The 26,872-nt window shown below is 64.9% G+C and carries 29 protein-coding genes; 17 read left to right on the top strand and 12 right to left on the bottom strand.

Going from position 1 to position 26,872, the window contains the following annotated elements; all coding sequences use genetic code 11:
- Nucleotides 1-27 precede the first annotated feature (27 nt).
- Both ACQY4G_RS13840 and ACQY4G_RS13835 read left to right on the top strand, forming a co-directional pair.
- The gene (locus tag ACQY4G_RS13840; protein ID WP_421991703.1) at nt 28-561 is read left to right on the top strand and encodes a DUF7010 family protein; all 534 of its coding nucleotides are present in this window, start codon (nt 28-30) and stop codon (nt 559-561) included.
- The gene (locus ACQY4G_RS13835) at nt 558-1,049 is read left to right on the top strand and encodes a CinA family protein (RefSeq protein ID WP_421991701.1); all 492 of its coding nucleotides are present in this window, start codon (nt 558-560) and stop codon (nt 1,047-1,049) included. The genes ACQY4G_RS13840 and ACQY4G_RS13835 overlap by 4 nt, the downstream gene beginning before the upstream one ends.
- On the opposite strand, the gene ACQY4G_RS13830 is transcribed toward ACQY4G_RS13835, so the two are convergent.
- On the bottom strand, nt 1,050-1,721 hold the full coding sequence (locus ACQY4G_RS13830) for an SDR family oxidoreductase (RefSeq protein ID WP_421991699.1): 672 nt from the start codon (nt 1,719-1,721) through the stop codon (nt 1,050-1,052).
- 141 nt (nt 1,722-1,862) lie between these two features.
- On the opposite strand from ACQY4G_RS13830, the gene ACQY4G_RS13825 reads away from it, so the two are divergent.
- Nucleotides 1,863-3,332 carry an FAD-binding protein gene (locus ACQY4G_RS13825; RefSeq protein WP_421991697.1) on the top strand — a complete coding sequence of 490 codons (1,470 nt, stop codon included), beginning with the start codon at nt 1,863-1,865 and terminating at the stop codon, nt 3,330-3,332.
- A 38-nt stretch (nt 3,333-3,370) separates the two neighbouring features.
- Entirely contained in the window at nt 3,371-4,519 is a 1,149-nt protein-coding gene (locus tag ACQY4G_RS13820; protein ID WP_421991695.1) for a serine hydrolase, read from the top strand.
- A 45-nt stretch (nt 4,520-4,564) separates the two neighbouring features.
- Here ACQY4G_RS13820 and ACQY4G_RS13815 read toward each other — a convergent pair whose 3' ends face one another.
- The 4 genes from ACQY4G_RS13815 to ACQY4G_RS13800 are packed head-to-tail and all read right to left on the bottom strand — an operon-like array spanning nt 4,565 to nt 7,787.
- Entirely contained in the window at nt 4,565-5,281 is a 717-nt protein-coding gene (locus ACQY4G_RS13815) for a DUF2459 domain-containing protein (protein WP_421991693.1), read from the bottom strand.
- On the bottom strand, nt 5,278-6,183 hold the full coding sequence (locus ACQY4G_RS13810; protein ID WP_421991691.1) for a 50S ribosomal protein L11 methyltransferase: 906 nt from the start codon (nt 6,181-6,183) through the stop codon (nt 5,278-5,280). Before ACQY4G_RS13810 ends, ACQY4G_RS13815 begins: the two co-directional genes overlap by 4 nt.
- Complete coding sequence (gene bla / locus ACQY4G_RS13805; RefSeq protein WP_421991689.1) at nt 6,176-7,087, bottom strand: subclass B3 metallo-beta-lactamase; 912 nt, start codon at nt 7,085-7,087, stop codon at nt 6,176-6,178. Before bla ends, ACQY4G_RS13810 begins: the two co-directional genes overlap by 8 nt.
- Complete coding sequence (locus ACQY4G_RS13800; RefSeq protein WP_421991686.1) at nt 7,077-7,787, bottom strand: SDR family NAD(P)-dependent oxidoreductase; 711 nt, start codon at nt 7,785-7,787, stop codon at nt 7,077-7,079. The genes bla and ACQY4G_RS13800 overlap by 11 nt, the downstream gene beginning before the upstream one ends.
- 108 nt (nt 7,788-7,895) lie before the next feature.
- On the opposite strand from ACQY4G_RS13800, the gene sdhC reads away from it, so the two are divergent.
- Genes sdhC through sdhA form a run of 3 tightly spaced genes read left to right on the top strand, consistent with a single transcriptional unit; the run spans nt 7,896 to nt 10,503 of the window.
- Complete coding sequence (gene sdhC / locus ACQY4G_RS13795; RefSeq protein ID WP_421991684.1) at nt 7,896-8,276, top strand: succinate dehydrogenase, cytochrome b556 subunit; 381 nt, start codon at nt 7,896-7,898, stop codon at nt 8,274-8,276.
- Nucleotides 8,277-8,287: 11 nt separating this feature from the next.
- Nucleotides 8,288-8,674: a succinate dehydrogenase, hydrophobic membrane anchor protein gene (gene sdhD, locus ACQY4G_RS13790; protein WP_421991682.1), complete on the top strand. Its 387-nt coding sequence runs from the start codon at nt 8,288-8,290 to the stop codon at nt 8,672-8,674.
- Nucleotides 8,674-10,503, top strand: a complete 1,830-nt coding sequence (gene sdhA, locus ACQY4G_RS13785; protein ID WP_421991680.1) for a succinate dehydrogenase flavoprotein subunit — start codon at nt 8,674-8,676, stop codon at nt 10,501-10,503. The genes sdhD and sdhA overlap by 1 nt, the downstream gene beginning before the upstream one ends.
- 30 nt (nt 10,504-10,533) lie before the next feature.
- Here the strand turns inward: sdhA and ACQY4G_RS13780 are convergent, their stop codons facing one another.
- The 3 genes from ACQY4G_RS13780 to ACQY4G_RS13770 all read right to left on the bottom strand — a co-directional run bounded on the left by ACQY4G_RS13780 (nt 10,534) and on the right by ACQY4G_RS13770 (nt 11,523).
- The gene (locus ACQY4G_RS13780; protein ID WP_421991678.1) at nt 10,534-10,857 is read right to left on the bottom strand and encodes a helix-turn-helix domain-containing protein; all 324 of its coding nucleotides are present in this window, start codon (nt 10,855-10,857) and stop codon (nt 10,534-10,536) included.
- 118 nt (nt 10,858-10,975) lie between these two features.
- Entirely contained in the window at nt 10,976-11,275 is a 300-nt protein-coding gene (locus ACQY4G_RS13775; protein ID WP_421991676.1) for a type II toxin-antitoxin system RelE/ParE family toxin, read from the bottom strand.
- Nucleotides 11,272-11,523 (bottom strand): type II toxin-antitoxin system ParD family antitoxin, encoded by a 252-nt coding sequence (locus ACQY4G_RS13770; RefSeq protein WP_421991674.1) that lies wholly within the window; start codon nt 11,521-11,523, stop codon nt 11,272-11,274. Before ACQY4G_RS13770 ends, ACQY4G_RS13775 begins: the two co-directional genes overlap by 4 nt.
- Before the next feature lie 75 nt (nt 11,524-11,598).
- On the opposite strand from ACQY4G_RS13770, the gene ACQY4G_RS13765 reads away from it, so the two are divergent.
- Both ACQY4G_RS13765 and ACQY4G_RS13760 read left to right on the top strand, forming a co-directional pair.
- Nucleotides 11,599-12,906 (top strand): M20/M25/M40 family metallo-hydrolase, encoded by a 1,308-nt coding sequence (locus ACQY4G_RS13765; protein WP_421991672.1) that lies wholly within the window; start codon nt 11,599-11,601, stop codon nt 12,904-12,906.
- Nucleotides 12,907-12,914: 8 nt separating this feature from the next.
- A complete protein-coding gene (locus ACQY4G_RS13760; protein WP_421991670.1) occupies nt 12,915-13,778 on the top strand; it encodes a glycoside hydrolase in 864 nt (287 codons plus the stop codon).
- On the opposite strand, the gene ACQY4G_RS13755 is transcribed toward ACQY4G_RS13760, so the two are convergent.
- On the bottom strand, nt 13,775-14,428 hold the full coding sequence (locus tag ACQY4G_RS13755) for a peptidylprolyl isomerase (protein ID WP_421991668.1): 654 nt from the start codon (nt 14,426-14,428) through the stop codon (nt 13,775-13,777). The two genes, ACQY4G_RS13760 and ACQY4G_RS13755, sit on opposite strands and share 4 nt — an antisense overlap.
- Nucleotides 14,429-14,565: 137 nt before the next feature.
- On the opposite strand from ACQY4G_RS13755, the gene ACQY4G_RS13750 reads away from it, so the two are divergent.
- Nucleotides 14,566-14,955, top strand: a complete 390-nt coding sequence (locus tag ACQY4G_RS13750; RefSeq protein ID WP_067689541.1) for a BlaI/MecI/CopY family transcriptional regulator — start codon at nt 14,566-14,568, stop codon at nt 14,953-14,955.
- Nucleotides 14,952-16,673, top strand: a complete 1,722-nt coding sequence (locus tag ACQY4G_RS13745; protein ID WP_421991666.1) for a M56 family metallopeptidase — start codon at nt 14,952-14,954, stop codon at nt 16,671-16,673. The genes ACQY4G_RS13750 and ACQY4G_RS13745 overlap by 4 nt, the downstream gene beginning before the upstream one ends.
- A gap of 98 nt (nt 16,674-16,771) precedes the next feature.
- On the opposite strand, the gene ypfJ is transcribed toward ACQY4G_RS13745, so the two are convergent.
- Nucleotides 16,772-17,626, bottom strand: coding sequence for a KPN_02809 family neutral zinc metallopeptidase (ypfJ, locus tag ACQY4G_RS13740; RefSeq protein ID WP_421991664.1), 855 nt, complete (start codon nt 17,624-17,626; stop codon nt 16,772-16,774).
- 89 nt (nt 17,627-17,715) lie between these two features.
- Between ypfJ and ACQY4G_RS13735 the strand changes: the two genes are divergently transcribed.
- The 4 genes from ACQY4G_RS13735 to ACQY4G_RS13720 all read left to right on the top strand — a co-directional run bounded on the left by ACQY4G_RS13735 (nt 17,716) and on the right by ACQY4G_RS13720 (nt 22,195).
- Nucleotides 17,716-18,471 carry a 3-hydroxybutyrate dehydrogenase gene (locus ACQY4G_RS13735; RefSeq protein WP_421991662.1) on the top strand — a complete coding sequence of 252 codons (756 nt, stop codon included), beginning with the start codon at nt 17,716-17,718 and terminating at the stop codon, nt 18,469-18,471.
- A gap of 361 nt (nt 18,472-18,832) precedes the next feature.
- Nucleotides 18,833-20,335 carry an IMP dehydrogenase gene (guaB, locus tag ACQY4G_RS13730; RefSeq protein WP_291173129.1) on the top strand — a complete coding sequence of 501 codons (1,503 nt, stop codon included), beginning with the start codon at nt 18,833-18,835 and terminating at the stop codon, nt 20,333-20,335.
- 112 nt (nt 20,336-20,447) lie between these two features.
- Nucleotides 20,448-21,620, top strand: coding sequence for an RsmB/NOP family class I SAM-dependent RNA methyltransferase (locus ACQY4G_RS13725; RefSeq protein WP_421991660.1), 1,173 nt, complete (start codon nt 20,448-20,450; stop codon nt 21,618-21,620).
- A gap of 68 nt (nt 21,621-21,688) precedes the next feature.
- Entirely contained in the window at nt 21,689-22,195 is a 507-nt protein-coding gene (locus ACQY4G_RS13720) for a tetratricopeptide repeat protein (RefSeq protein WP_067690362.1), read from the top strand.
- An 85-nt stretch (nt 22,196-22,280) separates the two neighbouring features.
- Here ACQY4G_RS13720 and ACQY4G_RS13715 read toward each other — a convergent pair whose 3' ends face one another.
- On the bottom strand, nt 22,281-22,718 hold the full coding sequence (locus ACQY4G_RS13715; protein ID WP_421993670.1) for an RNA pyrophosphohydrolase: 438 nt from the start codon (nt 22,716-22,718) through the stop codon (nt 22,281-22,283).
- 35 nt (nt 22,719-22,753) lie between these two features.
- On the bottom strand, nt 22,754-23,704 hold the full coding sequence (locus ACQY4G_RS13710) for an alpha/beta hydrolase (RefSeq protein ID WP_421991658.1): 951 nt from the start codon (nt 23,702-23,704) through the stop codon (nt 22,754-22,756).
- 175 nt (nt 23,705-23,879) lie between these two features.
- On the opposite strand from ACQY4G_RS13710, the gene ACQY4G_RS13705 reads away from it, so the two are divergent.
- Nucleotides 23,880-25,820, top strand: a complete 1,941-nt coding sequence (locus ACQY4G_RS13705; protein WP_421991656.1) for a 2-oxoacid:acceptor oxidoreductase subunit alpha — start codon at nt 23,880-23,882, stop codon at nt 25,818-25,820.
- The gene (locus ACQY4G_RS13700; protein ID WP_067689517.1) at nt 25,817-26,851 is read left to right on the top strand and encodes a 2-oxoacid:ferredoxin oxidoreductase subunit beta; all 1,035 of its coding nucleotides are present in this window, start codon (nt 25,817-25,819) and stop codon (nt 26,849-26,851) included. Before ACQY4G_RS13705 ends, ACQY4G_RS13700 begins: the two co-directional genes overlap by 4 nt.
- Nucleotides 26,852-26,872: the final 21 nt, after the last annotated feature.

Genomic DNA, 26,872 nt, shown 5'->3' with positions numbered 1-26,872 from the left:
CGCTCAACCCAGGGGGAAGTTTCAGATATGTTGATCGTCGATGCGCAGGCCGACCTGCGCCGTGCCTATACCGATGGCGGGCCGGGCGTGCTGATTTCGGGCCTGGTCTGGCTCGCCGCATGGTTCGCGGAAAGCCGCAGCGGCATCCCGACCGGCTTCGCCGTGCTCTTCTTCGGCGGCATGCTGATCTATCCGCTCGCGCTGTTCGCCAATCGTGCCCTGCTGCGCCGCGCAGGCGAGCAAAAGGGCAACCCCGGCGGGCCGCTGGTCATGGAATCGACCATCGCGATGATCGCCGGACTGTTCGCCGCCTTCCTGTTTCTCGACCATGCGCCCGAACTGGTCATGCCGCTCGCCGCGATCATGGTCGGCACGCATTATTTCGCCTTCAAGACGGCCTATGGCGACAAGGCCTTCTGGTTACTCGGCGCGGTGATCACGCTGCTTGGTTTCGCCGCGATCTATCGCTTCCTGCCGCTGCCCGGATCGGTCACGCTACAGGTGGCGGTGGTCGAGATCCTCTTCGGTATCGGCCTGACGCTGCGCGGCACCAGAGGATGATTGCCGAAACGCACGAGCAGGCCGCACGCATCGCGGGGCTACTGCGCGACCGCGGCGAGAAAATCGCGGTGGCCGATGGCGCGACCGGCGGACTGATCGCCGCCTCGCTGCTGACGGTGCCCGGCGCGCTCGATTTCTTCGTCGGGGGCGGGGTGGTCTATTCCTTTCGCGCCCGCGACGTGCTGTTCGACCTCCCGCGCGAAGCCTACAAGGGCATGCGCGGCGCGAGCGAGGATTACGCGCTGCTGCAGGCTCTCGCGATCCGCGACAATCTCGGCGCCGAATGGGGTATCGCCGAAAGCGGCTCGGTCGGCGGGTCGAGCCACCCCAGCGGTGCACCCGCAGGTCGCAGTTGTGCGGCGGTGGTCGGGCCCGATGGCTTCGAGTTCACCCGTGTCACCGAGACCGGCAGCGACGACCGGATCGCCAATATGGAAGCCTTTACGCGCGCTGCCTTGCAGACGCTCGAGGATGCGCTGAGCCACTGATCAGTCGTTGGGCATGATGTGCACTTCGCGCACCGCCGCCGTGTCCGGCTGCGACAGCGCGAAGACGACCGCGTCCGCCACATCCTCGGGCTGGATCTTGTCGGGCTTGGGTTCGTCGAAGAAGGGTGTGTCGACCATTCCCGGCGTGATGACCGTGCAGCGGCCGCCCCATTCGCGCATCTCCTCGGCGAGGTTGCCCGCAAAGCCCTGCACGAACCACTTGGTCGCGCCATAGACCGAGCCTTTCAGATGGTCGCGTCCGGCCTTCGAGCCGGTGACGACGAACTGCCCCTTTGTCTTGCGCAGATGCGGCAGCGTGGCATGCGCGGTGGTGAGTACGGCGAGCACGTTGAGATGGATCATGGCGTGCCATTCGTCGGGATCGCCCTTTTCGATCCCGGGGTTCGATACGCCGGCGCCGGCATTGGCGAAAACCGCGTCGAGGCTGCCGAAGTGCGCGGCGGCTTTCTCGATCGCAGCGTTCAATTCGTCGCGATCGGTGATGTCGCAGGGCAGGGCCAGCGCGGCCTCGCCGATATCGCCGGCGAGCTTTTCCAGCTTGTCTTTCGAACGGGCGAGCAGCGCGACATTCCAGCCGGCTGCCGCAGCAGCGCGCGCGGTCGCGGCGCCGATCCCGCTCGAAGCGCCGGTGATGAGCAGGGTCTTCGACATGCAATCTCCTGTGGGATGTGTTTCTTTCCCAGTGCCCGGGCGGCACCTTGGTTCCATCCTCGCACCATGTCGTTCCTATCCTCGCTTCTACTGGTATAGATGGTTATGGTGCGATCACAGGGGCTTGGCAGGGGGTACGCCATGATCGGGAGCAATCTGAGCAGGAGCGAGCGCCGCGCCGATGCGCGCGCCATAGGGACCGAGGGGAAGCGCTGGATCCGCTCGTGGATCAACGTGTTCCGCTGCGAGACCGAGGCACGCGTCCCCCCCGACGAGGCGCGGCTCGCCGAGTTGTTGCGCGAGGGGAAGTTCAGCTGCGTGGGCAAATCGCACTCCTACAATGGCGTGCAGGTGGTGCCCGGCGTCACAGCGATGATGATGCGCGAAGGCGGGCTGACGACGCTGTCCTACGACCCGGCAACCGAAACCGTCCGTGTGGGCGCTTCGGTTTCGGTGCGCGATCTCAAGCTCTATCTGCGCGACGAGCATGGCCGAGGGCTGCACAATTCGGGCAATTACATGGAGCAGTCGGTCATCGGCGCATTGGCGACCGGAACGCACGGTTTTGGCCCGCGCGCGGTGATGGCCGACAGCATCGTCGAGCTGACTTTCCTCGACGGCGCGGGCCAACGGGTGACGCTGAAGCGCGGCGAATCCGATTTCGCCTATGTCGCGCTGTCCTTCGGCACGATCGCGCCGATCGTCGAACTGGTGCTCGAGACCAAGCCGCTCGAACCCTATGTCTCGGTCAGCTCGATGAGCCGGCTGTCGAAACTGGACGAGCTCAAACAAGGCTCGATCGCCGCGAACTGGGCGGTCCTGCCCTATACCGACAAGGACGATCCGGTAATCATGCTCCACGCGCTGGCCGAGTGCGACAAGGGGCAGGAACCGCCCGCGCATCCGGAAGCCAAGGGCGGCAGCGGCTGGTTCGCCAAGTGGTTCCTCAAGCGTTACTATAAGTTCGACAAGTTCCTGCCGTGGCTGCGCCGCCCGCTGCAGCGCTTTATCGACTGGCTCGATCTCAAGCAGAGCGAGCGCGTGATCACCGATCCTGGCGACCTCGACTATCTCTACGATCCCAAGCCCGGGCTGAAAGAAAATCGCGCGCCGAGCATCACGCGCGGGCTCTTTTCGACCACCTACACGGGGTACAACCTCGCCTTCTTCGTACCGCTGGAGAAGGCGCCCGCGGTGGTGAAATACATCATCCGCGAGGCAGATGCGCTGCGCGATCTGGGGTTCTTCCTCAAGGGGATCATCTCGGTGCGCGAATTACCCGGCGAGGCGGGGCCGCATTTCGCCGCCAATGCGCGCCGGTCGATGGCTGCGATCGACCTGTTCGCCGACCCGCGCGACTATGCCTGGCTCGAGCGGCTCCAGCGGCTCGTGATGCATTACGAGCCCGCCACGCGCCCGCATTTCGGCAAGAGCGCGCTGGGGCCGGAATTCTGCAGCAGTCTCGACCAGCACCATCTGGACGAACTGATGAAAATCCATCGCAAGCATTTCCCGCAAGGCAATCTGATGTTTTCCGAACGCGTTCGCGCGATGCTCGACGTGGGACGTCCGCTGGCAGGTGAATCGGTCGCGGCAGCCGGGCTCGCCTGACGCCGAGGAACCTCGCCAGAACAGAGCGTTGTTTGGGTGTGACCCTGTCGTTTCGCTTTCTGCTGATCCTCGTTCCCGTTCTCCTGCTGGCGCTGCTCGTCGTGTGGCTGCCGCGTCTGCAGCCGGCGGCTGGGAGCGATCCGTTGGTCGAGCAGGCGGTGGAAGAGGCCGAAGGCCCCGAACTGAGCCTGGCGCAGCAGCGGCTCGATCGCGAACTCAGCCGGATCGGAAGCACATTTGCCGGCCATGTCGGGATCGCAGTGCGCGACCTGGAGGCTCGCCGGACGCTGCATTTCAACGGTCTTGAAGCCTTCCCGCAGCAAAGCGTGAGCAAGCTGTGGGTGGCGATGACCGCGCTGGACGAGGTCGACGAGGAGCGGCTGGACCTCACGGAACGGGTCGAGATCCGCGCTCGCGACCTCACGGTCTTCTACCAGCCGATCCGCGATATCGTGCGGCGCGACGGCCGCTTCGCCTCAGATTATGCCGACCTGATCGAACGCGCCATCGCCGAAAGCGACAATACTGCGAACGACCGCATCCTGCGCCGGATCGGCGGACCCGAGGCGGTACAGGATTTCCTCGACGGCCATGGCCTTTCGAGCATTCGCTTCGGTACCGACGAGCGGAGCAAGCAAAGCGCGATCGCGGGACTCGACTGGCGCCAATCCTATGCCCAGGGCCCGGCCTTCTTCGAGGCACGCGATCGCGTGCCCGATTCGCGGCGGCGTGAGGCGTTCGAGACCTATCTCGCCGATCCGGTGGATGGTGCGCCTCCGGTGGCGATCGTCGAGGCGCTTGCGCGCCTGTACCGGGGCGATTTGCTGTCGAATGCCTCGACCAGCCTGCTGCTCGGCGCGCTATCGCGGACTAAGAGCGGACCGCAAAGGCTCAAGGCGGGAGCTCCCGAGGATTGGTTGGTGCGCCACAAGACCGGCACCGGCCAGTTCTTCGATGGCGAGCAGTCGGGCTATAACGATGTCGGACTGGTCACTTCGCCCGAGGGACGCAGCTACGCCATCGCAGTGATGATTGCCCGCACGCGCGAGCCGACTCCGCTGCGGATGGAAATGATGCAGGAAGTGGTTCGTGCCGTGGCGCGCTACGATGCGGCGCAATATGGCGACCAGGCGTCGAGCGGTTCGGTCGCCGGTCCCGCCGCCCCTTTGCGCAGCGCGAAGCCATAGCCAATTTCCGCCCACACGCAGTTGTGAATGAAGCACCGTGCCCGCTTACGCACCGCTTCCTGCCCGGCGATCGGGGCGAGGGGGCGCATCGGGTATCCAGCGCATCACGCCGCCCGCGAGCGGCGTCCACAGCCCCATCTCGATCCCCGCATGGGCAAGCACGTCGCCGACCCACTGGTTGCAGGTGTTCGTCAGCGTGTAGCGCCCGAGTGCATCGTAATTGCGCGCGCCGCGCTCGAAGCTGTCATAGGTTACACGGGTTTCACCCGCAGCAAGCGGCGGCAAGGCCGCCTCGACCTGCTCGACCAGCCGGGCATATTCCTCGCGCCGGAGGGTAAGCGGGCGGTGGTACTCGCTCGTCGCCGGGCGCACGTAATGACCAACCCGCATCAGTCCCTCTCCGCCGAACAGCGCGATCCGCAGCGCAGTGCTCAGCTTGAGATCGCCCCAGGTCGGCGTGTTGAGAAACACCTCCTTCTCGCCCCATCCGATCGCGACATGCGTTGGCATCTGCCCGTCGAAGCGCGCCTGACCGGCGGAGGGGAAGGTCGACCGCCAATCCTTGACCGGGCTGACGACCGGCATGACGATCCCGGTATGGACGCCATTGGTCTCCACCATGATGGTGATACCCTCTTCCGGTTCGGTCCATCCCGCATTGCGCGGTATGCTGCTGCCGATCCACGCAGTCAGGAGGAAGAGCGCCACGAGGGCGACGGGGAGGGCGACCAGCCCTGCGAGCCAGCGCCGCCAGTGCCTCATCGTACGCGACTCTTGCGCAGCCACAGGATCGACCAGTCGCCATTGACCAGCTTGCGCGACAGACGGAAGCCGAGCGCGCGATAGGCGCGGCGCACGCGGCTCTCCTGCGTTTCGAGCAGGCCGGCAAGCAGCAGGTTTCCTCCCGGTGCGATCGATCCAGCGAAGGACGGCGCAAGCTCCACCAGCGGCCCGGCAAGGATATTGGCGATGAACAGATCGTATGGCCCGCGCAGCGCGAGAAGCGGATCCTCCATTCCGTCGGCGATCACCATGGTCAGTTCGCCCGGTCCGTCGCCCTCGGCAATGGCATTGGTCGCCATATTGTCGCGCACCACCTCCGCGCAGACGGGATCGATATCCGATGCGGTGGCCGTGGCATTCGGCCAGAGGTGCATGGCGGCAAAGGCCAGCAATCCGGTGCCGGTGCCGATATCGACGTGGTTGCGCGCGACCACGCCCTCGCGCTTCATCAGGTCGAGCATGGCGAGGCAGCCCGCCGTCGTCTCGTGCTGTCCGGTGCCGAAGGCCTGGCTGGCGGGTATGACCAAATCGACCATCGCCGGATCGGCTTCATGTTCTGGCGTTCGGACGTGAAAGCGACCCGCGCGGATCGGATCGACTCCTTTCTGGCTTTCGGTCACCCAGTCGGTGTCGGGCAGTTTCTCGACCGAAAGGGCGGGAGGCTTGCCATCGAACAGCGCGGCCACGCGCTTGAGATCGGCCGGTTTGGGCTTTCGGTCGAGATAGACTTCGAAAGTCCATTCGTCGGGCAGATGGTCGGCGACTTCCATCCCCGTAACCACCCATTCGACGGGCCAGTCGAGCGCATCCTCATGCGCGACCAGCGCCGCCCTGGCGACCGATTTGGATACTTCGGCATGGATTTTCCAGGCGTCATCCACCGGCGCGTTCCTTCGCGAGACGCTGGTCTAGGCGGGCTTCGACGGCATCGGCATATTGCGTGCAGCTCATCCCGCCGACCAACGATCCGCCGGCCGCGCGCTCGACCATCTTGCTGGCGGAGGGATGCGGCGTGAGCAGCAGGTCGCAGTTCACCTCGCGCAGCCGCTGCAGCCCGGCGCGATAGGCGGCGACATAGTCGGGATGGTCGGAAAAACGATAGGCATCGCCGCTGACCGGCGACAGCGAGTCGGCATAGACGATGTCGAGGCAGTCCCCTGCGGCATCGCAGGACTGCCATGTCCAGCTCAGCGCGCCGGGCGAATGCCCGGGCGTGGCGAGGGCGGTCAGTGTGGCGGTTTCGGTGCGGACCGTGTCGCCATCGCCGACCACCACGTCGACACCGACCGGTTCCATAGCATCGTGCATGCCGAATTGCGGATCCTGCGGGTCGGATTCGCCCGTTCTCAGGACCTCGGCCGCTCTGCGCGAGGCGACGACATGCGCGCCGCTGGCTTGTTTGATCAACGCATGTCCGCCGGTGTGATCGAAATGTTCGTGGCTGTGCAACAGGCTGGCGATCTCATTGGGGCGGAAGCCGAGCTTGCCGATATTGTCGAGAACGACCCTGGCGCCTGCCTCGGTCCCGCTGTCGATCAGCACGTGGCCCTGCTCGCCTGCGATAAGGATCGCCGAGATGCCGCAGGTGCCGACGTAATAGGTCGATCCATGGATGCGATAGGGCGGGGCGGGCTTGTCCCAATCGTCCCATTTCGTGCAGCCGGCCGCCCATTGCTGCGGCGAGACGCGCTCAGGCTCGGGCAGCGGATCGGGCCGCTGGATCGGCGGGGCGCAGGCGGTAAGCAGCGCGGTCAGAACCAGCGCGCAGTTCATTCTAACGGACATAGCTGGCTCCATTGGCATCGAGCGTCGCGCCGGTCATGCTCGGCGGTGCATCGAGCGCGCAGAAGGTGATGAGCCTGGCGATTTCCTCCGGCTCGGCGACGCGGCCCAGCGGGATATCGGCCAGCAGCCCGGCGCCGCCCCGGCTTTCGAGATAGTCGCCCGCCATCGACGTGTCGGTAAAGCCCGGCGTGATCGCGAAGCTCAATATGCCCTCGCTGGCATATTGGCGCGCGATGGTCTTGTGCATTGCCAGCATTCCGCCCTTGCTCGCCGCATAGTGCCAATGCGCGGGCGAATCGCCGCGATGGCCCGCCCGGCTGGCAACATGGACAATGCGCCCCGGCACGCCGCGTTCCTGCCAGTGCCTTACGGCAAATCGGCTGAGCTGCGCGGCGGCGGTCAGATTGATGCGCATCGTATCTTCCCAGGCATCGAGCCACTCGATGTCGGACCGCTCGATCGGATTGGGATCGAACAGGCCGGCATTGTTGACCAGCACATCGATCGCGCCGCCAGACCGGGCTAGGGCGGCGAGCCACAATTCCTGCGGTGCGCCCGGTTCGGTGAAATCGGCGGGCACCGTGTCGATGGTACTGCTCCTGGTCGCCTGGCCGACGACCTTCGCGCCGCGCGCTTCGAGTGCGGTCTTGGCCGCCGCGCCAATTCCGCGACTGGAGCCGGTGAGGAGGATGCATGTCATGCAAACACCCTTCGAAAAATTTGCGCAGCTTGTCGAGGCCGCGTGCCTTGTCACGCACTGTCATATCGCTAAGGGAGGCGTTCCAATCTCTTCTACCGGACGAAACGCATGGCCAACCGCCCGATCGCACCGCACCTTCAGATATGGAAATGGGGACCGCACATGGCGGTCTCGATCCTCCACCGCATCACCGGCGACGGGATGGCGATGGTCGGGCTGGGCGTCCTGCTGTGGTGGCTCGGTGCGATGGCATCGGGTCCCGATGCCTACGCGACCTTCGAAATGGTCATGGGCTCGCCGCTGGGCATGGTCGTGCTAGTGGGCCTGTCGTGGGCCTTCTTCACGCACATGATGAGCGGCCTTCGCCACTTCGTCCTCGACATCGGCGCGGGCTACGAGCTCGACACCAACAAGATGTGGTCGATCCTCTCGCCGCTGCTCGGCATCCTCCTTACCGCGGGCTTCTGGGCCCTCGTCCTTCTCAAGTGAGCTGACTGAACATGGGTAACGGAACCTCCATCGGACGCGTGCGCGGGCTCGGCTCGGCGCATGAAGGCGCGCATCACTGGCTGGTGCAGCGCTTTACCGCCATCGGCAATCTGGTGCTGATGCTTTTCCTCGCGATCAGCCTCGCGCTGTTGCCGAACTATTCCTTCGGCACCGTCACCGGCTGGGCCTCGCAGACGCTGCCCGCGACCGCGCTGGCGCTGCTAATCGTCTCGGTCTTCTGGCACGCACGGCTCGGCCTGCAGGTGCTGATCGAAGACTATGTCCACGACGCCGGAAACAAGTTCGGCGTCCTCGCCCTTCTCAACCTTGCAACCATCGGCGGCGGCGCCTTCGGCCTCGTTTCGATTGCCCGCCTCGCGCTTGGAGGAGCCGCCTGATGGCCCATAGCGATACTTTCAGCATCAACGGCCGCGAATACCCGATTACCGACCACACCTATGACGTGGTCGTCGTCGGCGCGGGCGGCAGCGGCCTGCGCGCCACCATGGGGGCGGCCGAAAGCGGCCTCAAGACCGCCAATATCACCAAGGTCTTCCCCACGCGTTCGCACACCGTTGCAGCGCAGGGCGGCATTGCGGCCTCGCTCGGCAACAACAGCCCCGACCACTGGTCGTGGCACATGTACGATACGGTCAAGGGCTCCGACTGGCTCGGCGACCAGGACGCGATCGAATATCTGGTGCGCGAAGCGCCGCAGGCGGTCTACGAGCTCGAGCACGCGGGCGTGCCCTTCAGCCGCAACGACGACGGCACGATCTACCAGCGCCCGTTCGGCGGCCACATGCAGAACATGGGCGAAGGCCCGCCGGTGCAGCGCACCTGCGCCGCGGCCGACCGCACCGGTCATGCCATGCTGCATGCGCTCTACCAGCAGAGCCTGAAGTACGACGCGGACTTCTTCATCGAATATTTCGCGCTCGACCTGATCATGAAGGACGGTCAGTGCGTCGGCGTGATCGCCATGTGCCTCGACGATGGCACGATCCACCGCTTCCGTTCGAAGGCGGTGGTTCTGGCGACCGGCGGCTATGGCCGCTGCTATTTCACCGCGACCTCCGCACACACCTGCACCGGCGATGGCGGCGGCATGGTGCTGCGCGCAGGGCTCCCGCTGCAGGACATGGAATTCGTCCAGTTCCACCCGACCGGCATCTACGGCGCGGGCGTGCTCATCACCGAAGGTGCGCGTGGCGAGGGCGGCTACCTCACCAATTCCGAGGGCGAGCGATTCATGGAGCGCTATGCGCCCAGCGCGAAAGATCTCGCCAGCCGCGACGTCGTGTCGCGTTCGATGGCGCTCGAAATGCGCGAAGGCCGCGGTGTTGGCCCCGAGAAAGACCACATCTACCTGCACCTCGACCATATCGACCCCAACGTGCTCGCGCAGCGCCTGCCGGGCATCACCGAAAGCGGCAAGATCTTCGCCGGCGTCGACCTGACCCGCGAACCGCTGCCGGTCACCCCGACGGTCCACTACAACATGGGCGGCATCCCCTGTAACTATCACGGCGAGGTGATGGCGGGCGACGCGAACGATCCGGAAAAGATCGTCCCCGGCCTGTTCGCGGTGGGCGAGGCGGCCTGCGTCTCGGTCCACGGCGCGAACCGGCTCGGCTCGAACTCGCTGATCGACCTCGTGGTGTTCGGCCGCGCGACCGGCCATCGCCTCAAGGAACTGATCAAGCCGGGCACCAGCCACGACGAGCTGCCCAAGGACAGCGCCGAGCTCTCGCTCACCCGTCTCGACCATTTCCGCCATGCCGACGGCGGCACGCCGACCGCGGCGCTGCGCGCGGACATGCAGAAGACCATGACCCGCCACGCTGCCGTGTTCCGCGACAGCAAGCTGATGGCCGAGGGCGTCGAGAACCTGAAGCAGATCAACAAGGGGCTCGAGGACGTGAAGGTCCACGACCGCTCGCTGATCTGGAACAGCGATTTGATCGAAACGCTCGAGCTCGACAACCTCATGGCGCAGGCGAATGTCACCATGGCATCGGCCGAGAACCGCAAGGAAAGCCGCGGCGCCCACGCGCACGAGGACTTCCCGGACCGCGACGACAAGAACTGGATGAAGCACACCATCGCCTGGTTCGAGGGCTGGGGCGGAAACGGCGGCGGCGTGAAGATCGACTACCGCCCGGTCCACGAATACACGCTGACCGACGATGTGAAGTACATCGAGCCGAAGAAGCGGGTTTATTGATAAAGACTGACGACCCCGCTTTCGCGGAGGTCAGTTAGCGAGGATCTCTGCTACCTTGAGGATTGCCTCGCGGGAGCGATCATCTGCGCGCGAGTATAAGTCAAGAAGCTGCCGTGCTTGCGGTGCTGCCAAGTAGGGATTGTCGTCCGCCGACAATAAATCTGCGGGAGTGACATTGAGCTCACCCGCAATCTGCCTAAGTCGATGTATTTTCAGGTCTCGCTCACCATTTTCCAGTTGACTAATTCCCGCTGCGGATACGCCTATGGCCTCGCCAAGCTTTGCTTGTGTTAGGTTCCTTGCCTTGCGCAGCTTCCGTATACGGTTTGGATATTTCTTCGGTTCTTTCATCATTGAGAATCGTGAGTTAATTTTCGATCCGTATCAAGCTGTCAGGTAGACTCGTGCCAGCTAGGAGCGTGATCACCTCTCCTACTGCCGTCGAAAGCCACTAGAAGCCGAGACAGAATAGCTAGGGGCGCCTTAACGCCTCCTCCACGTCCATGCGGTTGTGAATGATCCTGACGACGTCGATCACTTGCTGGCCAACCCGATAGAAGATCAGGTGCTCTCCGCTCAGGGCTTTGCGAAAGGTGCCGTGGTACCCCTCGTACTTCGGATAGCTCGCTGGGAAATCGCAGATGCGCAGGAGGCAATCCTCGAGAGCCCGAACATAGTCGTCGGCCTGATCGATGCCCCAGCGTTCGGCGGTGGCTAGCCAGATTTCCGCAAGGTCGAGCCTCGCCGCGTCGCGCAGGCGGAATTGCATCATTCGGCTTTGTAGTTCGCCCGCATATCGCGGAGGAAGCCGTCGAAATCGAACGGCCGGGCGGGGCCGCTGTCGAGCCCTTCTTTCAGCGCGCGGTCGAGCGCCTCGCGCTTGCTATCCTGCGCGATGTATTGCCGCATCGCTTCGCGCACCACTTCACTGGTCGTCGCGAATTCGCCGCTTTCGACCTTTCTGCGAGCGAAATCGGTATAGGGTTTTCCGAGCGCGATAGAAGTGTTCTTGCCGGCCATTCGGCAACGATACCAAAATTTGGTATTTGCCGCAAACGCATTGACTTGCGGGATCGAGGCGGCGCAATTCGCGCGATGCGTTTCATTCTCCCCATGCTCGCGATAGCAGCCTCCTGCATTTCGCCAGCCTCCGCCCAACTGACCGTCCCCGAGCAGGCCGTCGTCGAAAGCGTCGAGAGCGGTTTCGAGCGCGATGTCGCGCTGCTCGAACAGATCACGCTTATCAATTCGGGCACGCACAACCATGCGGGCGTGAAGGCGGTTGCCGATGTGCTGGCGCCCGAGTTCGAGGCGCTGGGGTTCGCGGTCGAGTGGATCGACCAGTCGGCGAACGAGCGCGCGGGGCACCTGTTCGCGCGGCACGATGGCGCGCCCCGAACCACGAAGATCCTGCTGATCGGGCATCTCGACACGGTGTTCGAACACGATTCCTCCTTCACCGGCTTTGTGCGCGAGGGCGACAGGGCGGTGGGGCCGGGCGTGGTCGACAACAAGGGCGGCATCGTGGTGATCATCGCCGCGCTGCGCGCCATGAAAGAGGCAGGCACGCTCGAGGGTGCGAATATCGTGGTCGCGCTGACCGGCGACGAGGAAGACGCGGGCGAGCCGCTCGAGGCGGCGCGCGCGGATCTGATCGAGGCCGGCAAGTGGGCCGATGTCGCGCTCGGCTTCGAGGGATTGTCGGTGCTCGACGGCAAGGATGCGGGCGTGATCGCGCGGCGTTCCTCGGGCAGCTGGACGCTGACGATCAGCGCGAGGAGCGGGCACAGTTCGGGCATCTTATCCGATCACGCGGGCTACGGTGCGATTTACGAAATGGCCCGCATTCTCGACAGCTTCCGCCGCGAGCTGCCGGAAGAAAACCTGACCTACAACGTCGGCTTCATGGCGGGCGGGACCCCCGCAGAACTGGGCGAGGACGCGCTTTCGGCCACCACCAGCGGGAAGACCAATATCATCCCGTCGAGCGCGGTAGCGCGCGGCGATCTGCGCGCGCTGACGCAGGAGCAGAATGAACGCGCGGCCGCAAGGATGCGCGCGATCGTCGCCGATCACCTGCCGGGGACCGAGGCGGAGCTCGCAATCGAATTCCGCTATCCGCCGATGGCCCCGACCGATGGTAACCGCGCGCTGCTCGACAGGTTGAACGCGATCAATGCCGATCTCGGGCACGAGATGATGGAGCCCTATCCGCCCTCGCGCCGCGGGGCAGCCGACATCAGCTTCGTCGCACCCGATGTCGACGGGCTGGCGGGGATGGGGCCAGCAGGCAGCGGCAGCCATGCCGAAGGCGAAACGATCGAGCTGCGCTCGATCGTGCGGCAGGCGCAGCGCACGGCCATCCTGTTAAGCCGCCTGGCGAAAGAGCCATCGGCGAACTAGCTTCCCCGATGCGATTTCTTCCAGTCATGGCCTTTGCAGCTTTGCTCGCATCCTGTGCGACCACCGCCGGCACGCCGCCTGAAAGGCTGGGGGCGCCGCCGTTCTACCAGAAGCATGTCGATGCCGCCGGCATCCCGATCCTCTCGTCTTCGCGCGTGCCCGACGAGGCGCTGTTTGCCGCGCGCGACATGATGCGCGGGATGCTGGCGCATCGTCCCGATCTGGCTGCATGGCTAGCCGCGAACGACTATCGTGTCGCACTGATCGCGCGCGACGAGGCGCTGCTCGACCTTCCGGAGAACGCCGGTTGGACGAAGCCCGGGCGTGATGATCCGCGGCTGACACGCTGCGAGATCAAGCATTACGACGTGCGGATAGGAGCCAAGACCGCGCGAGAATACTGGGACGAACGCGCGCGCGGCATCGGCGGCGAGCGCATGGTCGGGTCGGAAGAGGATGTGCTCGGCCTGCCGATCAGCCGCTATTTCGGCGAGACGATCTTCGTCCATGAATTCGCGCACAATGTGCTCTTCGCGATCCAGGGCGCGGACCCTGCGCTCTATGCGCGCGTCGAGGCCGCCTATGCCAACGCGCTGGCGAACGGCCTATGGTTCGAGGAATATACCACCACCACGGTGCAGGAATACTGGGCCGAAGGCACACAGTTCTGGTTCAATTCGAACCGCTTGCAGGCCTTCGAAGGGCGGCAGATCCTGAACCACACCGACCTTCGGGCCTACGATCCGCAGCTCTACGCCGTGCTGGCGGAGGCCTATGGCGACCGGCACGAGCTGAAGTCCGATCCTTTCCACATGCATCCCGCGCGTACGCCGCCTGGGCCGCCACCTGAGAATACCGCCGAAGTCTGCTAGTCGCTTTGCGCGGGCAGCTCGTCCACCCGCCGCATGTCGACGATCTCGACCGGATCGGCGAGCAACTGGCCTTTCATCCAGCCTTCGCCTTTCTCGGGATCGATCGGCGCGGCGTGGATCGCGTGGACCACGTCCATCCCGCCGACGACATAGCCGAACACGGCGAAACCCAATTGCAGATGGGGATCGGGCGATTCCGGCGTGGCATCGAGCCCGGTCTGGTCCTTGATCATGATCGAGAAATCGCCCGTAGCGGTGCCGGGATCGTATCGCGCCATCGACAGGGCGCCGTCGGTATGGCTGAGTCCCGTGACAGTGGTCGGCTCATGCGCGATCGGGTCGAGCACACGCTCGGGATGCATCTGCGTACCGCCTTGCAGCAACCCGTTGGGCGGCTCGCCCCAATCGAGGTGCATCGCGCGGTAGAATTTGGTCCCGTCGAAGCGGTCCTCGTCGACATAGCGCAGGAAATTGGCAGCCGTTATCGGGGCGCGTTCGGTCTCGATCGAAACGGTGATGTCGCCCTTTGTGGTTTCGATCACGACCAGCTGCGTATCGAAGGTCGGCTCCTTGGCCGGGGATTCCTCCTGCGCCGACAAGGGCGAGATGAACAGGGCGAGCGGGGCCAGCGCGGCGATGATCCGTGTCATTCATCCAGACTGATATGTCGTTGGTCGATAAGCAAGCGCCTTTACCGCCCATTCATCCACGCTTCAGATTTACAGGCGTAGTCGTTTCGGCTACAGACGTAATCGAAGAATTACGCATGTCGGATCAGGAGTAGGGAATGGCCAAGCGCAAGAACGCCCCGGGCGAGCGGATCAGCGAAGCCGAGCACGCCGTTATGGAAGTGCTGTGGGACAAGAACCCCATTTCCGCTGCCGAGGTCTGCGACCAGGTCTGCGCGCAGCGTGACTGGTCGATCCCCACGGTGAAGACGCTGCTCAGCCGTCTGGTCCAGAAGGAAGTGGTCGGCACCGAGCCCGACGGTCGCAAGTTCCTCTACCGCCCGCTGATCGCGCGTGCCGACTATGTCGGGGGCGAGAGCCGCCGCCTGGTCGAACGCCTGTTCGGCGGCCGCGCCGCGCCGCTATTCGCGCAGCTCGCCGAGAGCGAAGCGCTGACCGAGGACGATCTCGCCGAAATCGAAGCGCTCTTGAGGGAGATGCGCAAATGACCGAGCTAATTCGCGAATATTGGGACTGGTTCCTGTTCGATACGCTGGTGTGGACCGGGGCCTTGCTCGGTCTCGCGCTGCTGTTGCGCCGTCCGGTGGCAAAGCACCTGGGCGCGGGTGCGGCCTATGCGCTCTGGTTCCTGCCACTCGCGCGGCTGCTGTTTCCACCGGTCACCTTGCCCGCATGGATGCGGCCTGGCTTTCTCGAGAGCGCGCCTGCATCGGCACCCGTGGTTTCCGACCTTGCGCTGGCACCTGCGGCAGAAAGCGGTTTCTCCTATGCCGAATTCGTCGCCCCGGTCGCGCCGGTCACACTGGATTCGCCGATCGACCTTGTGACGCCGCTGGTGATCCTGTGGCTGCTCGGTGCGGCCCTCTTCATGGGGCGGCGCTTCTGGCTCTATGGCGAGCTGCGCCGCGAACTGCTCGAGGATGCGCGCCCCGTGGGCGAGGTCGGCAAAATCCGGCTGGTCGAGACCACCGCGATTTCCGGTCCGATGGCCTTCGGCGTGATCGACAAGGTCGTGGCCCTGCCCGACGGTTTCATGGCCAGCCGCGAACGCCAGGTCCGCGATCTCGCCATCGCGCACGAACTCGAACATCACCGCGGTCACGACATCCTCGTCAACGTGCTGATCCAGCCGCTGTTCGCGGTCCACTGGTTCAATCCGCTGGGCTGGATGGGCTGGACCGCCATGCGCCGCGACCAGGAAGCTGCCTGCGATGCCCGTGTGGTTGCCAGCCGTAGCCGCGACGAGCGCGCCGCCTATGCCGCGATCATCGCCGATTTCGCGCGCCGCCCGCAAATCGCTCCGCGACCCGCGCTGGCGGCGCCGATGGCCTGTCCTGTGCTGGGCGACAAGTCGATCATCCACCGCCTGCGCAGCCTGCCGATGACCGATGATTCACGCCGTCGCCGTTTCGCCGCGCGCGGAGCGGTTGCCGCTGCCGTCCTCGCGCTGCCGATGACCGCCAGCATCTGCTATGTCGGCGCAAGCCCGGCGCTTGCCAGTGCGGCCCCGGAAATGACCGAAGTGGTCCACCCGGTCGGCTACGAGGACGAGCAGCCGGTGGCTCGGCGAGCGGAGCTTGCGTTCCTAGATACCGAAGCCATGGCCGAAGTGGTGCAGGAGCGCGTAGAAGAACGCCGGGAACAGGCTGCGGAAGCGCGCGAGCGCGCCCATGCCTTGCGCGAGGAAGCGCACCGGATGCGCGAGCGGGCCCACGCCAGGCGCGAAGACCATTCGGCAGAATATTCGGAAGAGCGAAAGCAATGGGTCGAGGGCCGCATTCAATTCGCACGCGGTCGCCAGCAATGGGCCGATGGGCGTCTCCAATGGGCCGATGGCCGCGTGCAGCATGCCAAGAACGAGGCTAAACACAGCGAGGCGCGTGCGGTTGTCTATGCTTCGGCAGGTGAGTGGGAAGAAGAGCTCGGCGAAGCGATCGAGGAAAGCGTCGCACTGGCCATGAACCATGTGCCTGAGGTGATCGAAAGTTGCCGTTATCCCGACAGCCCGGTGACTACCATCCACAAGGACGACAAGGCGGTAATGTATATCTGCGATACGGCAGGTGATCGCCTCGCTCTCAAGGCGCTCAAGAATGCCCGCCGCGGGATCGAAACCGACGATCGCGTGTCGGAAGAAACGCGCCGCGAGATCCTGCGCGACCTGGATGCCGAAATTCGCGAATTGAAGCGTAGCATACGCGGCTGATCGTACTCCCGGGCCTGTGCGCCGAGCCCCCGTAACGCGAAAGGAAGGGCGCAGCCGCCAAATGCTGCGCCCTTCTTCTCACTTGTCCGGATTGTCCCTCAGCCGATCGCGGTGATCCGGTCGCAGGCGCGATCGTCGCCCTGTAGGCCTAGTCGCAGCGCGTCGCTACGCTGCTGGCTGGTGCCGTGGGTGAAGTTCTCAGCCGATACACGCCCCCGGGTCAGCCGGTCGTCGCCAATGGCGGCCGCGGCCCGCATACCCTCCTCGATATCGCCGGGCTCGATCAGGTTGCGGTTCTTGCCCGCCCACACGCCGGCATAGCAATCGGCCTGCAGTTCCATCAGCACGTTGAGCTGGTTGGCCTGGCGCGGGTTCTGTTGCTGGGCACTGCGGATCTGACCGGAGATACCGGTAATCGTCTGGATATGGTGCCCGTATTCATGCGCCAGCACGTAATAGCGGGCAAAGTCTCCTCCCGCGCCAAGCTGTCGTTCGAGCGTGTCGTAGAAGCTGGTATCGATATAGATCGTCTGGTCGGCAGGGCAGTAGAACGGACCCATGGAGGAACTGCCGCTGCCGCATGCGGTACGCACTCCGCCGCCGCCATAGAGGTCGAGCGTGGGCTGCTGGAACCGGTCGCGGAGGCCCTGTTCCGCAAAGGTGCGCGCCCAGGTCTGGTTGAGCGATTGGAGCCCGTTGCAGGCCTCGCGCGCATATTCGCTGCCGGTGCAGATTTCCTGTTCGTTGGTGTTGGCGGGGCCGGATGCGACCTGCCCTTGTTGCACGCTTTCGACCATGCCCGCTGTCTGCATCGGATCGAGCCCGAACACGAAATAGCCGAGCGCCGCGATCACGATCGTACCGCAGCCTAGACCGCCGGCCTTCCCTCCGGGCAAGCCTCCGCCGCTCGAGCGCACCTTGATATTTCCGGTATTGAACGGATTGAGCCGCATGCGCTCCCCCATGGTTTTGGCCGCTTTACAGCGCACTCCATGTGCGCGATGGCCGTATCTGATTACTGACCTAACGCCTGGAGCCCCGAATGTTTCTCGAAGGAAAGCGCGCACTTGTCACCGGATCGACCAGCGGCATCGGCCTCGCCATCGCGCGGGCGCTGGCGGGCGAGGGCGCCGAGGTCGTTCTCAACGGCTTCGGCGACGAGGGCGAGATCGCGGAATTGTGCAAGGAATTGGGCGCCAGCCACAGCGGTGCGGACCTGACGGACGTGGCACAGGTCGAGGCGATGATGGAAGAGGCGGGGGAGATCGATATCCTGGTCAACAATGCCGGGGTCCAGCATGTCAGCCCGGTCGAGGGTTTCCCGGTCGACAAGTGGAACCTCATCATCGCGCTGAACCTCAGCGCGGCGTTCCACACCACCCGCCTCGCGGTGCCGGGAATGAAGAAGAAAGGCTGGGGCCGGATCATCAACACGGCCAGCGCGCATTCGAAGGTCGCGAGCCCGTTCAAGAGTGCCTACAACGCATCGAAGCACGGCATCGCGGGCTTCACCAAGACGATCGCGCTCGAGCTCGCCGAGCACGGCGTTACCGCGAATTGCATCAGCCCCGGCTACGTCTGGACGCCGCTGATCGAAGGGCAGATCCCCGACACGATGAAGGCGCGCGGGATGACTCGCGAAGAGGTCATCAACGATGTGCTGCTGGTGAAACAGGCGACCAAGAAATTCGTCCAGCCCGAGGAAGTGGGCGCGCTCGCCGCCTTCCTCTGCCGCGATGAAGCGCAGAACGTCAACGGCGCCAACTGGAGCGTCGACGGCGGCTGGACGGCGGAGTGATGTTTGAGCCCGGTCGGAGAAAGGCCGACATTTTGCTCGTTCTGGGCCTGATGCTGGCGCTGCTCGCTAGTGTCGGAGTGTTTTGGCTGAAGGCCGCCGGACCAAGCACGATGGAGACAGGGACAGTCATGTCACTCACCAACGCTGCCGGTTCGGAAGGACAGAGCGGCATCGTGACACTTCGTGCATCCGACGGCTCGACTCGGCAACTCCAAGCACCAAGAAGGTTGCTTGTCAGGTGTCGGGTCGGTGACCAAATCGAGATAATCCGCCGCAGGCATTCAATGGAAGTGAGCCCGGCGGGGTGTATTGGATCGGGCGGGGGCGGCGCCCTCTAGCTAATCCCACAATCCGTCGTTACATGGGCCGCCACATTTCCTCCGGCAGGCGATTCTCAAACGTGGCACAGCTCGACATTCCCCTCGGTCTTACTTTCGACGACGTTCTCCTGGTGCCGGCGGAGAGCGACATTCTTCCGTCGATGGCCAATACCGCCACGCAGCTGACGCGCGAGATCGGGCTCAACATCCCGGTCATTTCATCTGCTATGGATACCGTGACGGGGGCGGATATGGCGATCGCCATGGGGCAGCTCGGCGGAATCGGCGTGCTGCACCGGAATTTCGAAGTCGAGGACCAGGCCGCCGCCGTTCGCGCGGTGAAGCGCTATGAAAGCGGCATGGTGGTCAATCCGATCACCATCCATCCCGACGCCACGCTGGGCGAGGCGCAGGAAATCATGGCCAAGAACCGGATCAGCGGCATCCCGGTGACCGACCGCAGCGGCAAGCTGGTCGGCATTCTCACCAATCGCGATGTGCGCTTTGCGGAAAATCCGCGTCAGCCGGTCAAGGAATTGATGACCACCGACAACCTTGCCACCGTGCCGCTCGGCACCAGCCAGGAAGAGGCGCGCCGCATGCTGCACCAGCGCCGGATCGAAAAGCTGCTCGTGGTCGATGACAATGGTCGCTGCGTCGGCCTCATCACGGTCAAGGATATCGAAAAGGCGGTTGCCTATCCCGACGCCACCAAGGATGCGACCGGCCGCCTGCGGGTCGCGGCTGCGACCACGGTGGGCGACAAGGGCTTCGAGCGTACCGAAGCGCTGATCGACGCGGAAGTGGACGTGGTGGTGATCGACACCGCTCACGGGCACAACAAGGATGTCGCGCGCTCGGTCGAGCGGGTGAAAAAGCTTTCCAACTCGGTCCAGGTCATCGCCGGCAACATCGCCACCGGCGAGGCGGCCAAGGTGCTCGCCGGCGCGGGCGCCGATGCGGTCAAGGTCGGGATCGGTCCCGGATCGATCTGCACCACGCGCGTCGTCGCGGGCGTGGGCGTTCCCCAACTGACTGCGATCATGGACTGTGTAGAGGAAGCGGAAAAGCAGGGCGTGCCCGTGATTGCCGATGGCGGCCTTCGCACCAGCGGCGATGCGGCCAAGGCGCTGGCGGCCGGTGCCTCGTCGATCATGATCGGCTCGATGCTCGCCGGAACCGAGGAAGCGCCGGGCGAAACCTTCATCTACCAGGGCCGCAGCTACAAGGCGTATCGCGGCATGGGCAGCGTGGGCGCGATGGCGCGCGGCAGCGCCGACCGCTATTTCCAGGCCGATGTCAGCCAGCAGAAGCTGGTGCCCGAGGGCATCGAGGGCCAGGTGCCCTACAAGGGCCATGCCAGCGCGGTCGTCCACCAGCTCGTTGGCGGTATCAAGGCTGCGATGGGCTATACGGGCAGCGCATCGATCGAAGATCTGCGCAAGCGCGCGAAGTTCGTGCGTATCACCAATGCGGGCCTGACCGAAAGCCATGTTCACGACGTGTCGATCACCCGCGAGGCGCCGAACTATCCCACCCGATGACATTGCGAACGTCATCGTGTGAGTCCCCGCGCAGGCGGGGATCTCAGGCCTGCTGTCTTTCGCCTGCTGCGCGAGACCTCTGCCTTCCCGCGGGATCGGTGAGGAGTAACTCATGACCCCCGCCGCTCGCGTCCAGACCTCGATCGAACTGCTTGATGCCATCATCGCGGCGGCACGCGGCAAGGGCGCGCCCGCCGACCGAATCCTTGCCGACTGGTTCCGCAACAACCGCTTCGCCGGATCGAAGGATCGCCGCGCAATTCGCGAGCTCGTCTATGCCGCGATCCGCGCCTGCGGACCGGTGCCGGAAACGGGCCGAGCCGCGATGCTCCGCCTCGCCGAACTGGACGGGAGCATCGCCCCGCTGTTCGACGGTTCCACCTATGGTCCCGCGCCAATCGGCAAGGGCGAGGGCGCGGCACGGGGCGGCGTGGCTCCGGTGTGGCTGGAAGAGCGGCTTGCTGGATCGGGCATCGCCGGGCCCGAGGCCGAAGCGCTGCTTGAGCGCGCACCGCTCGATCTGCGAGTGAACACGCTCAAGGTGGATCGCGCCAGATTGGAGCTCCCGGCAGAGTTCGCGCTCACCGATGCGCCCCACGGCCTGCGCCTCGAAGCTGGAACGCCGGTCGAGCAATGGCCCGCCTTTCGCGAGGGCCAGATCGAGGTGCAGGACACCGGTTCCCAGCTCGCCTGCCTCGCAGTCGCCGCGCAGCCGGGGGAAACGGTGATCGATCTGTGCGCGGGCGGTGGCGGCAAGACGCTCGCGCTGGCCGCTGCGATGGACAATCGGGGGCGGTTGATCGCTTCGGATACCGACCGCAACCGTCTTGCACGGCTTGCGCCGCGAGCCGAACGCGCAGGGGCCGCCAATATCGAGACCATCCTGCTCGATCCGCAAAAGGAGTTGGATGCGCTCGCCGAATTCGCAGGGCAGGCCGATGCGGTGCTGATCGATGCGCCGTGTTCGGGCACGGGCACCTGGCGCCGCAACCCGGAGGCACGCTGGCGGCTCGACGAAAAGGAGCTGGCGCGGCTGTGCGCAGTCCAGGCGCACCTGCTGGATGTGGCGACACGCCTGGTCAAGCCGGGCGGGCGGATCGTCTATGTCACCTGCTCGCTGCTCGACGAGGAAGGGGCAGGGCAGATCGACGCCTTTCTGATGCGTCATCCGCAGCTGGCGGCGCGCGAACTTGCGCTTCCGCTGGGCCGGAAACGCGGGCAAGGAACGCGTCTTTCACCGTTCCATGACGGCACAGACGGTTTTTTCATCGCCTGTGCAGGGTGAACATGGTAGCCCTGCCGATTATGGCTGACACGCCAAGCCTTGGACGGAATACACTTCTGGAGACGATGATGCGTTTTGCCCCTGCTGCCGCAGCCCTTTCCCTTGTCTTTGCCGTGACTTCGAGCGTGGGCTGGGCCGGCGATCGCGAACCCGCGCCGCGCGCGGGCGTGCTGATCGCCGAGGGCAAGGCCGCGCTGGCGCAGGGCGATACGCAGGGCGCGATCGACGCCTTCGAAGCCGCGCTGGCAGTCGACCCGGGCCATACGCCGATTTTCCTGCGACTTGCCGAAGCCGCGCGTGCCGACCGGCTGCAGGGCAAGGCGATCCGCTATTACCGCGAAGCGCTGACCCGCGATCCGCGCAACCTCGCCGCGATTGCGGGCGAGGGTGAGGCGCTGGTGGAAAAGGGCGCGGTCGAGAAGGCCAAGGGCAATCTCGCCAGGCTCGAATCGCTGTGCGGCGCGAGCTGCCCGGAAACGATGACCCTCTCGGCCCGCATTGCGGCTGGTCCGCCCGCGCGCGTGATGACCGCCGAAGCGGTGCTGCCCGATGCGCCGGTAGCGCAGACGAATTGAGCGGGCATCCCCGCGAAGGCGGGGACCTCGGTCGGCAAGCGGTTCCCTATACGCCTGAAAACCCTGCCGTCGCCGGGGCTCGCGATCAGACCAGCTCGCGGAACGCCTCGACCACCGCGCGGTAGACGCGTTTCTTGAACGGCACGATCAGCTCGGGAAGCTGGTCTGGCTCGACCCATTTCCAGTCGCAGAATTCGGGCGGGTCGTGCGCCTCGAGGTCGATGTCGGCATCCACGCCGGAAAAGCGCGCGAAATACCACACCTGTTCCTGCCCGCGATACTTGCCGCCCCACAGCTTGCCGATCAATTCCTCGGGCAGATCGTAGCGCACCGGTTCGTCCATCGCCTTGAGGATCGTGACATGTTCGGGCCTCGCGCCGGTTTCCTCGCCAAGCTCGCGCAGCGCGGCCTCCTTGAGATCCTCGCCGTCGTCGACACCGCCCTGCGGCATCTGCCACCAGTCGCCTTCCTTATTGTCGATCCGGCGCCCGACGAAGACCTTGCCGTCGCCGTTCACCAGCATCACGCCCACGCAGGGCCGGTATCCGAGCGGTTCGCTCACCTGTATCGCTCCACCATCAGTTTCGTCGCATCGAGGAAGGCCTCGAGATCGGTCTGGCCGCTCGGTATCGCTTTTCGCAGCGTCGTAAACCCGTGAATGATGCCGGGAAATTCCAGATAGACCACTTCCGTGCCGAGTTGCACCAGATGTGCGGCGTATTCCCGACCGGAATCACGCAAGGGATCGAGCCCGGCGGTGCATAGCACGGTGGGTGGCGTGTTCGTGCAATCCCCGACCATCGGCATGTTGCGCGGATCCGTGCTGTCGGCGCCGTATTGATCGGTGAACCATGCCATCGCCGCGCCGGTCAGCAGGAATCCTTCGGCGAACAGCGCGAGGCTGTGATGCTCGCTGACGTCCGAGGCGACCGGATAGATGGGCGCCTGGACGATTACCGGGACGCCCGCCGGATCGTTCATCAGCTGGTTGGTGGTGACGATGGTGAGGTTGCCGCCCGCGCTGTCGCCGGTGATGACGAGACCGGTAATCTCGCGCTCGAGCTCGCCCGGCGAGCTCGCGATCCAGCGTGCCGCCGCCTCGCAATCGTCGGGCGCGGCAGGGAAGGGGTGCTCGGGCGCCAGGCGATAGTCGACCGACACGACCGGCAGGTCGAGATGGTGCGAAATCTCGGTGCACAGCGCGTTGTAGACCTCCAGGTCGCCGATCACGAAGCCGCCGCCGTGGATGAACAGGACGCAGGGGCCCGGTTCGCGTTCGGCCTTCACGTCGTAGAAGCGCACCGGTATCGGACCCGCCGGTCCGGGGCAGGTGAGGTCTTTCTGCACGGCCATGGTGCGCGGTTCGGCTTCGGCGATGGCGCCCATCGCGCGCATTTGCTGGCGACCTTCCTTAGCGCCGACTTCTTCCACGCCCTTGCCACCCATGGCCTCCAGCATGTCGAGGAAGCCGCGCACATCGTCGCGGACATAGTGTTCGGTATCGGCCATTGCGCTCTCTCCCTTTACGTTTCTTTTCGGGACTTAGCCTGTTCGCAGCGCTTTTCCACGCCGCTTTTTTCCCCTAGCAGAGAAACTTCATTGCGAGAGGCGGGGGCCCATCCTAGGTGCGGTCCCCGGACTGAAAACGGCGCCGCAGCAGACGGTGCAGACAAGGAATTCACGGATGGCAACAGCCGCCACCCAACCGAAAGACGGCATTACCGCTGCCCCCGAAGCCATCGTCGTGCGATTTGCCGGCGATTCCGGCGACGGCATGCAGCTTACCGGCGGGCAGTTCACCCTGTCCACCGCGCTGGCCGGCAACGATCTCGCCACCTTCCCCGATTTCCCCGCCGAGATCCGCGCGCCGCAAGGCACGCTATTCGGCGTCTCGGCCTTCCAGATCAATTTCGGCAGCCGCGAGATCGACACCGCGGGCGATGCGCCCGACGTGCTGGTGGCGATGAACCCGGCCGCGCTCAAGGTGAACCTTTCGGCGGTAAAGCCGGGCGGGCTGATCGTCGCCGACACCGGTGCCTTCACGAAGCGCAATCTCGACAAAGCCAAATACGAGAGCAACCCGCTCGAGGATGGCAGCCTCGCCAAATACGACCTGCTCGCCTTCGACATCAGCGAAAAGACGATCGAGGCGGTCAAGCCGTTTGGTCTCGGTAACAAGGATGCGCTGCGGTCCAAGAACATGTGGACGCTCGGCCTTGCGCTGTGGATGTTCGGCCGGCCCCGCAAGCCGATCCACGACTGGCTGCGCCAGAAGTTCAAGTCCAAGCCCGAGATCGCCGATGCCAATATCGCCGCGCTCGATGCGGGCCATGCCTATGGCGAGACTGCCGAGCTTGCCGGGCCGCTGCGCCAGGTCCATCTCGATCCGGTGCCCAGCGCGCCGGGGCTCTATCGCACGATCACCGGCGCCGAAGCGGTCGCGCTGGGCCTCGTCGCGGGTGCGCGCCTGCTGCGCCTGCCGATCTTCTTCGGCGGCTATCCGATCACTCCGGCGAGCGCGGTCCTGCATCACCTCGCGCGGATGAAGGAATTCAACGTCACCACCTTCCAGGCGGAAGACGAGATCGCCGCGATCTGCGCCGCGATCGGCGCCTCCTATGCTGGGCAGCTGGGCGTGACCTCCTCCTCGGGCCCGGGCATCGCCTTGAAAACCGAGGCCATGGGCCTCGCGATCATGACCGAACTGCCGTTGGTGATCGTCAATTCGCAGCGCGGCGGGCCCAGTACCGGCCTGCCGACCAAGACCGAACAGAGCGACCTCTACCAGGCGATCTACGGCCGCAACGGCGATGCGCCCATGCCGGTGATTGCCGCGCGTAGCCCCGCCGACGTGTTCGAATGTGCGATCGAGGCATGCCGCATCGCGGTGCAATACATGACCCCGGTCATGCTGCTGACCGACGGCTACATCGCCAATGCCAGCGAGCCGTGGAAAGTGCCCGATCCGGAAAGTTTCGAGCGGATGCCGGCCGAATTCCTCACGGAGGCCAACGGGCCCGACGGCACGCTGCTGCCCTACGCCCGCGATGCACATGGCGCGCGCCCCTGGATCAAGCCCGGCACGCCCGGCCTGATGCACCGCATCGGCGGCATCGAGAAAGCGCAGGGCACCGGCAATATCGACTATTCGCCGGACAATCACCAGGCGATGACCGATTCCCGTCGCGACAAGGTTCTCGGTGTGCAAGTCAGCGACCAGAAGGTCGAGATCGGCGAAAAGACCGGCAGGCTTGCCGTGGTCGGCTGGGGCAGTACCTACGGCCCGATCCACCAGGCAGTCAGCCGCGCGCGCCGCAAGGGGTTCGACGTCAGCCACATCCATGTGCGCCACATCTGGCCGCTGCCGAAGAACCTCGGCGAGCTGCTGCGCGGCTTCGACAATGTGCTCGTGCCCGAAATGAACACCGGCCAGTTCAAGACCGTGCTGCGCGACCAGTTCCTCGTCGACGCGCAGCCGCTGACCAAGACCAGCGGCCAGCCGTTCCAGATCGCCGAACTCGAAGAGGCCATCGCGAAGTTCTTCGACGACATCCCCGGCAACGAAGGTGGGCAGGTCCCCGCCAACGACCAACAGCTTCCGAGCACGGAAGGAGGCGCGAAGTGAATGCACCTGTAAAAATCGAAACCACGCTCAAGGACTGGGAAACCGACCAGGAGGTCCGCTGGTGCCCGGGTTGCGGGGACTATGCGATCCTCAAGGCGGTGCAGCGCACGTTGCCGCAGCTCGGCTGCGATCCGGCCAACACCGTGTTCATCTCGGGCATCGGCTGTTCGAGCCGCTTTCCCTATTACGTCGAGAGCTACGGCTTCCACACCATTCACGGCCGCGCGCCGGCAGTGGCGACCGGCGTCAAGCTGGCCAATCCCGATCTCGATATCTGGCTGGTGACGGGCGACGGCGATGGATTGTCCATCGGTGGCAATCACTTGATGCACGTTCTTCGACGCAATGTGAACATGCAGATCCTGCTGTTCAACAATGAGATCTACGGCCTCACCAAGGGCCAGGCCTCGCCCACCAGCCGCATCGGCACCAAGAGTCCGTCGACCCCGACCGGTTCGGTCGACCGACCGACGCGTGTTGCCGCCTTCGCGCTGGGCGTGGGCGCGCGTTTCGTGGCGCGCGGCTTCGATGTGTCGAAGAAGCTGCCCGAGGTGCTCAAGGCCGCGCACAAGCACCAGGGTGCCGCGATCGTCGAGATTTACCAGAACTGCATCGTCTACAATAAGGACGTGTTCGACGGTTTCGCCGCGCCCAAGGGCGCCGAGGATTCTCAGCTCTGGCTGGAAGACGGCGAACCGATGCTGTTCGCGAACGGCACCAAGGGCATCGCGCTCGACAGCGAGAAGCTCGCGCTCAAGGTCGTCGACGTGGTCGATGGCGACTGGCAGGCCGCCGGCGTCATCCGCCACGACGTGACCAACCGCTCGATCGCGCATATGCTGGTCGAGCTGCCCTTCGGCCCGTTCCCCAAGGCGCTCGGCGTACTCTACGACGATCCCAAGCCGACCTTTGAGAGCCAGGTGATCGAGGAACGCGAGCGCGCGACCGAAGGCAAGGAAGCGAACCTCGCGAAACTGCTTGCGAAGGGGCAGACCTGGACCGTCGACGGGACCGCGCAGGATCCGGTCTAGACGCACCACCGTGCCACAATT

It is taken from the genome of Qipengyuania sp. (genome assembly GCF_965277845.1).
Taxonomy (GTDB): Bacteria; Pseudomonadota; Alphaproteobacteria; order Sphingomonadales; family Sphingomonadaceae; genus Qipengyuania.
The sequence above is the reverse complement of the archived record's forward strand: the minus strand, read 5'-3'. Positions and strand labels throughout refer to the sequence as shown.